At 70.3% G+C, this 8,968-nt stretch carries 9 protein-coding genes; 3 read left to right on the plus strand and 6 right to left on the minus strand.

The window, feature by feature from the left end:
* Positions 1–88 precede the first annotated feature (88 nt).
* Genes MWU57_RS17720 through MWU57_RS17735 form a run of 4 tightly spaced genes read right to left on the minus strand, consistent with a single transcriptional unit; the run spans position 89 to position 3,266 of the window.
* Positions 89–874, minus strand: coding sequence for an amino acid ABC transporter ATP-binding protein (locus MWU57_RS17720; protein WP_246911017.1), 786 nt, complete (start codon positions 872–874; stop codon positions 89–91).
* A gap of 28 nt (positions 875–902) precedes the next feature.
* Positions 903–1,547 carry an ectoine/hydroxyectoine ABC transporter permease subunit EhuD gene (ehuD, locus tag MWU57_RS17725; RefSeq protein WP_246911019.1) on the minus strand — a complete coding sequence of 215 codons (645 nt, stop codon included), beginning with the start codon at positions 1,545–1,547 and terminating at the stop codon, positions 903–905.
* Positions 1,544–2,311, minus strand: a complete 768-nt coding sequence (ehuC, locus tag MWU57_RS17730) for an ectoine/hydroxyectoine ABC transporter permease subunit EhuC (RefSeq protein WP_246911020.1) — start codon at positions 2,309–2,311, stop codon at positions 1,544–1,546. Before ehuC ends, ehuD begins: the two co-directional genes overlap by 4 nt.
* 4 nt (positions 2,312–2,315) lie before the next feature.
* Positions 2,316–3,266 carry a transporter substrate-binding domain-containing protein gene (locus MWU57_RS17735; protein WP_246911022.1) on the minus strand — a complete coding sequence of 317 codons (951 nt, stop codon included), beginning with the start codon at positions 3,264–3,266 and terminating at the stop codon, positions 2,316–2,318.
* A 247-nt stretch (positions 3,267–3,513) separates the two neighbouring features.
* Here MWU57_RS17735 and MWU57_RS17740 point away from each other — a divergent pair, with 247 nt between their 5' ends.
* Positions 3,514–4,269: a GntR family transcriptional regulator gene (locus MWU57_RS17740; RefSeq protein ID WP_106267460.1), complete on the plus strand. Its 756-nt coding sequence runs from the start codon at positions 3,514–3,516 to the stop codon at positions 4,267–4,269.
* A 136-nt stretch (positions 4,270–4,405) separates the two neighbouring features.
* Here the strand turns inward: MWU57_RS17740 and MWU57_RS17745 are convergent, their stop codons facing one another.
* Positions 4,406–5,866, minus strand: a complete 1,461-nt coding sequence (locus tag MWU57_RS17745) for a serine hydrolase (RefSeq protein ID WP_246911023.1) — start codon at positions 5,864–5,866, stop codon at positions 4,406–4,408.
* A 126-nt stretch (positions 5,867–5,992) separates the two neighbouring features.
* Between MWU57_RS17745 and MWU57_RS17750 the strand changes: the two genes are divergently transcribed.
* Positions 5,993–7,015, plus strand: coding sequence for an ATP-binding cassette domain-containing protein (locus MWU57_RS17750; RefSeq protein WP_106267456.1), 1,023 nt, complete (start codon positions 5,993–5,995; stop codon positions 7,013–7,015).
* Entirely contained in the window at positions 7,012–7,836 is an 825-nt protein-coding gene (locus MWU57_RS17755; RefSeq protein WP_106267454.1) for an ABC transporter permease, read from the plus strand. Before MWU57_RS17750 ends, MWU57_RS17755 begins: the two co-directional genes overlap by 4 nt.
* Before the next feature lie 139 nt (positions 7,837–7,975).
* Here MWU57_RS17755 and MWU57_RS17760 read toward each other — a convergent pair whose 3' ends face one another.
* On the minus strand, positions 7,976–8,866 hold the full coding sequence (locus MWU57_RS17760; RefSeq protein ID WP_246911024.1) for a DUF559 domain-containing protein: 891 nt from the start codon (positions 8,864–8,866) through the stop codon (positions 7,976–7,978).
* Positions 8,867–8,968: the final 102 nt, after the last annotated feature.

Below are 8,968 nucleotides of genomic sequence, written 5' to 3' on the forward strand. Positions count from 1 at the left end.
CCCACAGCGGACGCCAGGGCGGGGACGACGACGGCCCGTATCGTCCCTGCGGAGGGACGGTACGGGCCGTCGGCCGTGCTGGTGAGCCTCAGCCGAGGACGGCCTTGAGGAACTCCTGGGTGCGTTCGTGCCGCGGGTTGGTGAACATCGTCTCGGGGTCGGCCTCCTCGACGATCTGGCCCTTGTCGAACATGAGCACGCGGTCGGAGACCTCGCGCGCGAACTGCATCTCGTGCGTCACCAGGAGCATCGTGATGTCCGTGGTGTCCGCGATCTCCTTCAGGACCCCGAGGACGTCGGCGACGATCTCCGGGTCCAGGGCCGAGGTGACCTCGTCGAGCAGCAGGATCTCCGGGTCCATCGCCAGCGCCCGGGCGATCGCCACGCGCTGCTGCTGACCGCCCGAGAGCTGGTTCGTGTTGAAGTCGCGCTTCTCCGTCATCCCGACCTTCTCGAGCAGCCGCTCGGCGTCGGCGACCGCCTCGTCCTTGGACTTGCCGAGGACGTGGACGGGGGACTCGATGATGTTCTCCAGCACCGACATGTTCGGGAAAAGGTTGAACTGCTGGAACACCATGCCGACCCGGTTGCGGACCACCCGGCGGCGCTTCTCCGGGATGGAGATCCACTTGTCACCCCGGTACTCGTGGGTGTACGGGTCGCCGTCGATGAGGATGAGTCCGCCGCTGAGCTCCTCGAGCGTCATGAGCAGGCGCAGGATCGTCGTCTTGCCGGATCCCGACGGGCCGATCAGCGTGATGCGCTGTCCCTGCGGGACGGAGAAGTTGAGTCCGTCCAGGACGACGTTGTCGCCGAAGCGCTTGACGACGTCCTTGAACTCGATGACGGGCGTGCCGTCCGGATTCGTGGTCATGGTCCGGCTCTCTGGGGAGTGGTTCAGGTCAGGCAAGGCGGATCTCCATCCTGCGCACCAGCAGCGACGTCGGGTAGCTCACCGCGAGGAAGAGCAGGCCCACCATCGTCAGGGGCTCGACGTACGAGAAGGTGTTGGCACCGAAGCTCTGCGCCCGTGTGTACATCTCCACGATGCCGATCGCGAAGAGAAACGGCGTCTCCTTGAACATCGAGATCGCGTAGTTGCCCAGGCCGGGCAAGGTGTTGCGGATGGCCTGCGGCAGGATGACGGCACGCCACGTGCGCCCCCGTGCCATGTTCAGGGCGGTCGCGGCCTCCCACTGTCCTCTCGGGACGGCCTCGATGCCGGCGCGGTACACCTCGGACATGTACGTCGCGTAGTGCACTCCGAGCACGGTGCACCCGATAGCCAGCAGGGGAACCCAGGGCGGCGACAGCAGCCACACGAAGGAGAGCTGCACCAGGAGTGGCGTCATCCGGATGAAGTCGGTGACGAATCGCAGCGGGATCCGCACCCACCGCGTCGGAGCCCGCATCGCCAGCGCGATGAAGAGCCCGAGGATCGATGCGATGACCATGCCGATCACGGTGGCCTCGACGGTGACGACGAGGCCTTCGAGCAGCTCGGGGAGGACCTCCCAGGCACGCTCCCAGTCCCAGATGTCGTTCATCGCGCACCACCTCCCGTCGTCATGCCACTCTCAGGAACCTTCGGAGCCTCCACGAGCGGTGGCGGCTTGAGCCCGAACGTCTCGCGCAAGGAAGGCCTGGTCCCGCGGCCGAGGCGTCGCTTGGCGCGTTCCTCGAGCAGGTTCATGCCCCACGTGAGCAGGTAGGCGATGACGAAGTAGACGAGGAGGCCGGCGGTGTAGCTGAAGATGGTGTCCGCCGTGGCCCGGCGCAGCTCGACCGTCCAGAAGTTGAGGTCGTGGAGCGTGATGTAGTACGCCAGGGCTGACCCCTTGAGCAGCTGGATCAGCAGGTTGGCGAGCATGGGGATCATCAGAGCCCACGCCTGCGGGAAGATGACGCGCCGCACCTTGTGGGACCACGTCATGTTGAGCGCGGTGGCTGCTTCCCACTGCCCCTTCGGCACGGACTCGATCGAGCCGCGCACCACCTCGGAGGCGTAGGCGCCGTAGTTGAGCCCGAGCGCGACGACGGCGACGGCGAGCGCCTCCATCTTGAACCCGAACTGCGGCAGCACGTAGAAGATCCAGAAGATCTGCACCACGAGCGACGTGCCACGGAAGAACTCGACGACGACGCGGGACGGCCCGCGCACCCAGAGCGAGCGGGTGCGCGAGCCGAATCCGAGGACCACGGCGACGACCATCGCGAGGACGGCCCCGCCGAGCGTCATCTCCAGAGTGACGAGGACACTGGTGCCGAGATCGGGAAGTCGGTCGATCAGTGCCTGGAGGTCATCGGACATGCGGTCAGTAGTCCATCCCCAGCTCGTCCGCGAGGTCGGAGAGGTCCTGCTCCGGGTCGCAGAGCGCGTCGGCCGTCAGGCCCTCGGGGGGGAACTCCGCAGAGCTGAAGCCGAACGGCTCCATGATCTCCAGCCAGGCGGCCTCGTCCGCGAGGATCGTGGAGAGCTGCTCGTTGTAGGCCGCGAGCAGCTCGGTGTCCTCCTGACGGAAGACCTCCGCGCCGGCACCGATCTGCGGCTCGCCGTTGATCGTGGCGACGAACGCTTCGGTGGCCTCCACGGGCTGGTCCGTCTCCTCGGCGAGGGCGCGCAGGGAGATGCCGGTGAGCGCGTACGCGTCGGCACGGCCGGTCATGACGGCGTCCAGGCCTGCCTGGCGGTCGGGGACCTCCATGGCGTCGACGTCGGTCTCTTCCGCGTAGCCGGCCTCGATCGCACCCTGGGTGACGGCGACCGTGACGTCCCCGCCCTCCACGGACTGCCAGTCCGTCAGGTTGTTCGGGTTTCCCTCGGGGACGAGGAACGCGGTGGTGTACATGATCGTGGGCTCGGCGAAGGCGGCCTGCTCGCAGCGCTCGGGCAGGATCGACATACCGGCGCTGACGGCGTCGAACCGGTCTGCCTGGACGCCCGGGATCAGAGCGTTCCACTCGACCTGGGTACCGGAGACGGTGTCGATGCCGAGCTCGCCGTAGATCTGACGGCCGAGCTCGATGGTGGCGCCGGTGAGCTCCTCGCCCTCCATGTAGCTGTAGGGCACCTCGCCGAAGAAGCCGACGTTGATCTCGCCGGCGTCCTGGAGCTCGGAGAGCGTCGAGCCGCCCTCTCCGTCGCCACCGCCGTCGCCGGAGCCTCCGTCGTCGACGCTCGAGCAGGCGGTCAGGGCGGTCAGAGCGAGGACGGAGCCGGCCGCGGCCAGTGCGCGGCGGCGATGCGTGGTCCTGGTGGACTGCACGGGAGTCTCCCTTCCGTGGCCCCGGCGCCTGCTGGAGTCGCGCGGGACTGAGATGTGTGGACGATTCGCCACGGTAGCGGCGATATGGACGTCCCGACAATCTGCACGTCGGTCTGTCTGATTGTCCTACAATCGCACAATCGGCGGGATCTTGCCGCTACCTGCGGGTCGACTCGTACGGCGACATGCGCCAGAAACGTCGGAGACCTGTGATCGTTGTCGTGTCGTGACCTAGGAAGGAGCTCAGATGCCCTCGGCGTCTCGCCCCGCGGTCGGAACCGCCCCCGCCCTCTCGCCCGTCACCCGCCCGTCCACCGTCGACCTGATCACGGTCGAGCTGCGCAACGCGATCTACTCGGGCGCGCTCCGGGTGGGGTCCGGCCTGCGGGAGATCGAGATGGCCCGTCAGCTCGGCGTGAGCCGGGGCGCCTTCCGCGAGGCGGCCCAGCGGCTCGTCGCGGAAGGCATCGTCGTGGCCACCCCCGGCCGCGGCCTGTCGGTGCGCACCATCGGTCGGGACGGCATCCGTCCGCTCTACACCGCCCGGACGATGGTCGAGACGACGGCCGCCCGGCTCGCCGTCGACCGCGCGAGCGAGCAGCAGGTCGCCGCCGTCCGCTCCGCCCACGACGCGCTGGTGCAGGCGGAGGCCGCGCACGACGCGCTGCGCGTCGGGGCGGCGGACCTCGCCGTGCACTGGGAGCTGGTGGCCGCGAGCGGCAACGCCTGGCTGCAGCAGTGGATGAGCACCCTCATCGTCGAGGTGCGTATCGCCAGCTTCACCGTCAGCGACGAGTACACGGTGCGCACGGACGCCGCCGAGTCGCACGCTCCGCTCGTCGAGCTCCTCGAGGCCCGGGACGCCGACGCCCTGGAGGCGGCGATCCGCGAGAACCTCGACGACGCCGTCATGCGCCTGCTCGCTCCCGACGCCGTGGGCGTCCAGACCCTCGAGGAGCCGCGCCCCTTGCCGGCCCCGCGCCTGGAGCCCCTCGACCGCTGACCCCGAGCGTTGTGGGCGCGATCTCTGGGCCGAACACCATGACAAAGCGGACATCACGGGCCAGAAATCGCGCCCACAGCGCTCGACGCGGCCGCAGCGCTCGACGCGCCCACAACGCCCACCGCGGCCACGACGGTCAGCGGGTGAGCGGCTCCGCCTGGGCGCGCCGCTCGCGCTCGTAGTCCGCCGCGCGCCACGACGTCATCCCGCCGACGACGACGCCGACCGCCTCGCCCGCGTCGTCCCGCAGCACCTCGATCGCCTCACCCACCGGGCCGAACCCGTCGTGCACCGCCGGGCGCAGCACCGAGCCGTCCACCGACAGCTCCTCGGCGCCGACGAAGGGGTCGGCCTTGCGCGGGTCGATCAGCCACAGCTGCTCCCCCAGCCGCGCCACGTCCACCATGCCCCACAGGTTCGCGAAGCAGCCGGTCCACCGGTCGAGCGCGTGCGGTGCGGGCGAGCCGTGCGCGGCCGCAGCCTGCCCGGCCCGAGCCGGCCCGCCGTCGTCGGCGGCATCGCCGAGAGCCTTGCTGACCAGGGAGAACAGGCCGCCGGCGATCTGGTCGGCGGGCCCGTCGACGGCGTTGGTCAGGACGGCGACGGCGATGCCGCGCTCGGGGTCGAACCAGGTCCGGGTGATCTGCCCGGGGAACCCGCCCGAGTGCCCGACGGCGCGCCGGCCGGCGATCTCGCGCGACTCGAACCCGAGCCCGTACTCGCGGCGCGGAGCACCCGGGAGCTCCACCACCGACTCGGCCCGCTGCAGGAGGCGCCGCGTCGCCGGGCTCAGCAGGTCGGACCCGTCGCAGTGCGCGGCGGCCCACCGGACCAGGTCGCGCGCCGTGGAGCAGAACCCGGTGGCGGCAGCGAGCGCTCCGGTGGTCGCGGCGGCCACGGGCAGCCGCCCGTCGGCGAACCGGACGGGCAGGCCGGGCTCGGCGAGCACGGGTGCCGAGTGCCCGACGACGGCGCGCCGGTCGATGTCGTCGTCCAGCTCGGGGTGGGTGTCGGCCAGGCCGAGCGGCTCGAGGAGGTCGGTGCGCACGTGCTCGGCGTACGGGGTGCCGGTCACGGCCTCGATCGCGAGGCCGAGCAGCCCGTAGGCGAGGTTGGAGTACTTGAACGCCTCGCCCCGGTCGAGCACGTCGCCGCTGGTCAGCACGGAGTCGAGCAGGTGGGCACGGTCCGGGAACGGCGCCGCCAGCTGCCAGAAGTCGGCGTCCTCGCCGTCGCGCCGCAGCCCGCCGGTGTGCCCGAGCGCCTCCCGCACGGTGACCTCGCCGGCCCGCGAGCCGCCGAGCTCGGGCACGTGAGCGGCCAACGCGTCGTCGAGGCGCATCTCTCCTCGCTCCACGAGGCGCGCGACGGCGGTGGCCGTGAACGTCTTGGAGTGCGACGCGACGCGGAACAGGTGGTCGCCGCGCAGCGGGGTGCCGGACGTCAGGTCGGTGACGCCCCATGCCCCGTCGAGCACGACCTCGCCCCGGACGAGCACGGCGTACTGCACCCCGGGCGTGCGGGCGATGCCGGCCTGGGTCGCGACCCAGTGGTGGAGGTAGGCAGGGTCGAGGTGATCGACACGCGTGAGGGGCATGCGCGGCACTGTACTGACAGGGATCGGCCACGACGACCGGTACCCGTCTGCCGAGCGATGAATTCCCTGTCGGTACCGAGTCGTAGGTTCTAACGTGAGGACGAGGCGACCGAGGAGACCCCTGAGATGACCGACACCCCTGACTCGAGTCCCGCCGTCCAGGCGACCGGGCTCGTCAAGCACTTCACCTCCGGCAAGAAGACCACCAAGGCCGTCGACGGCGTCGACCTGACGATCCCCACCGGGAGCGTCTTCGGCCTGCTCGGACCCAACGGCGCGGGCAAGACGACGGTCGTGCGCATGCTCGCCACGCTCCTGCGGCCCGACGGCGGCTCCGCCCGCGTCCTGGGTCACGACGTCGTGCACGACGCGGACGCCGTGCGCAGCGCCGTCGGGCTCACCGGCCAGTACGCGTCGGTGGACGAGGACCTGACGGGCACCGAGAACCTGCTCATGCTCGCCCGGCTGTACGGGTTCCGCGGGCGGGCCGCCACCGATCGCGTGGCGAGCCTGCTCGAGGCGTTCAGCCTGACCGACGCCGGCCCGCGTCAGGTCAAGACGTACTCGGGCGGCATGCGCCGTCGCATCGACCTCGCCGCGTCGCTGGTGCTCTCCCCGCGTGTGCTGTTCCTGGACGAGCCCACCACCGGGCTCGACCCACGATCGCGCAACCAGGTGTGGGACATCGTGCGGGTGCTGGTCGACGACGGCGCCACGGTGCTGCTCACCACGCAGTACCTGGAGGAGGCGGACCAGCTCGCCGACCGGATCGGCGTCATCGACCACGGCAAGCTGATCGCCGAGGGCACGTCCACCGAGCTCAAGCGTTCGGTCGGCCAGGGTGCGGTCGAGATCCGCCTCGCCGACGCCGCACAGCGCGCCGAGGCCGTCGCCGTCGTCCAGCGGGTGCTCGGGACCGCACCGACGCTGCCCACCGACCCGTACGCACTGAGCGCACGCGTGCCCGACGACGGAGCCCACCTCGTGGCGCAGGTCCTGCCCGCGCTCGGCGAGGCAGGAATCGCCGTCCCGGAGTTCTCCCTCGGGCAGCCCAGCCTGGACGAGGTGTTCCTGACCCTCACCGGCGCACCGTTGCCGGCGGACGAGACGAGCGACGGCGCGGCCGTCGAGCAGGAGGTGGCACGATGAGCGCCGTCGACATCAGCACGACCACGATGCGCGAGGCCGTGGCGCTGGAGGAGCGGCCGGCACGCCCGTCGGCCGTCTCGACCTCGCTGACCTTCGCCTGGCGGGCCCTGCTGAAGATCAAGCACGTGCCGGAGCAGCTCTTCGACGTGCTGGTCTCCCCCGTCATCTTCACGCTGATGTTCACGTACCTGTTCGGTGGGGCGATCGCGGGTTCCACGGACGCCTACATCCAGTTCCTGCTGCCGGGCATCCTGGTGCAGACGATCATCATCGTGACCGTGTACACGGGCTACACGCTCAACACGGACATCACCAAGGGCGTGTTCGACAGGTTCCGGTCGCTGCCGATCTGGCGTCCGGCACCGATCGTGGGGGCGCTGCTGGGTGACACCGTCCGGTACACGATCGCCTCGATCATGTGCATCGGGCTGGGCCTGCTCATCGGGTTCCGGCCGGACGGTGGGGTGCTCGGCGTGGTGGCCGGCGTGGCGCTGCTGCTGGTCTTCGCCTTCGCGCTGAGCTGGATCTTCACGATCCTCGGCCTGCTGCTGCGCACCCCGAACGCCGTCATGGGCGTGTCGATGATGGTCCTCATGCCGTTGACGTTCGCGTCGAACATCTTCGTGGACCCGTCCACGATGCCGGCGGGTCTGCAGACCTTCGTGGACCTCAACCCGGTGTCTCACCTGGTCACCGCGGTCCGTGGCCTCATGGCCGGCACGGCTGGCTGGGGCGACGTGACCACGGTGCTGATCTCCGCCGTCGTGATGACTGCGGTGTTCGCCCCGATCACGATGTACCTCTACCGCAACCGCCACTGACCGCGTGCCGCGTGCCGCGTGCCGTGCGCCGGGCGCCGGCTCGCGCCGAGCACCGTGCGCGCGTAGTTGTGGGCGCGATTCTTGGCCCGTTATGCACCTTATGGGCGCATACCGGGCCCAGATTTCGCGCCCACAACGGCTACCGGAGGGCTCGCCGCGTGCGCTCCACCAGCCTGGTCCCGTCCCGGACGATGTCGTCGGCCACCGCGACGATGACCGTCAACCCGAGCTCCTCGAGCCATCGGCGACGACGGACGTCGTCGCGCCACTGCTCCTTGTCCGTCCGGTGCTGGTCGCCGTCGTACTCGATCACCACCTGGTGGTCCGGGTAGAGCAGGTCGCACCGCTTGACGTAGGTGCCGTCAGCCAACCAGACGACCTCGTTCACCTGGGGGCAGGGTAGCCCCGCGCCGGTGAGGAGCAGGCGCGTACGCGTCTCCATCACGGAGTCCGTGCCCGGCCGGACCCGCGAGAGCTGCTCGCGGACCTGTGCGATGCCCTTGACCTTGCGGGTCGACTCCGCCTTGCGGGCCATCTCTGCTACCGAGGTGAGCATCCGCTTGCGGCGGAGGAACGAGTCGCCGAGCACCACCACGTCGTCCGGGCGCCGCAGACCGACGGCGACATGGACGAAGGTCTGTGCCGGTGCGGTCACCCGCAAACCGCCGACGTCCACGACGTCGAGACTCTCCTGCCTGCTGCGGTGCGCGACCACCCCGGGCCTCTGAGCGCGTTCCGCCGGGTTCGACGAGATCACGTGCAGCGCGTCCTCGCCGGCCATCGTCCAGGGCACGTCGACGCCGAGCAGACGGAGCGCGGTCCCGTGACTGAAGGCGACGGAGCTGTCGAGCACGGTCGCCAGGGCGCGGCAACGCGTCAGGAAGTCGTCGAGCCGTGGACCCGGGACACGGACACCGTGGAACGGGGCCGTGAGGGCGTCGCCGACGCGCAGCGACTCGGCCGAGGTACCCCGGGCCAGCGCTGTCCGCACGGAGAACGGCGAGGCAGCTCCTGGATCGGGCGTCGCCATGCACCGACCGTGCCAGAGCCGACGCCACGGGGTGAACGCTCGTCCACAGGCCCGCTCCCGTTTCGTGTTGTGGGCGCGATTTCTGGGCCGGAAATGCTCCCG

This window comes from Isoptericola sp. S6320L, assembly GCF_023015685.1.
In the GTDB taxonomy this organism is placed as follows: domain Bacteria; phylum Actinomycetota; class Actinomycetes; order Actinomycetales; family Cellulomonadaceae; genus Isoptericola; species Isoptericola halotolerans_A.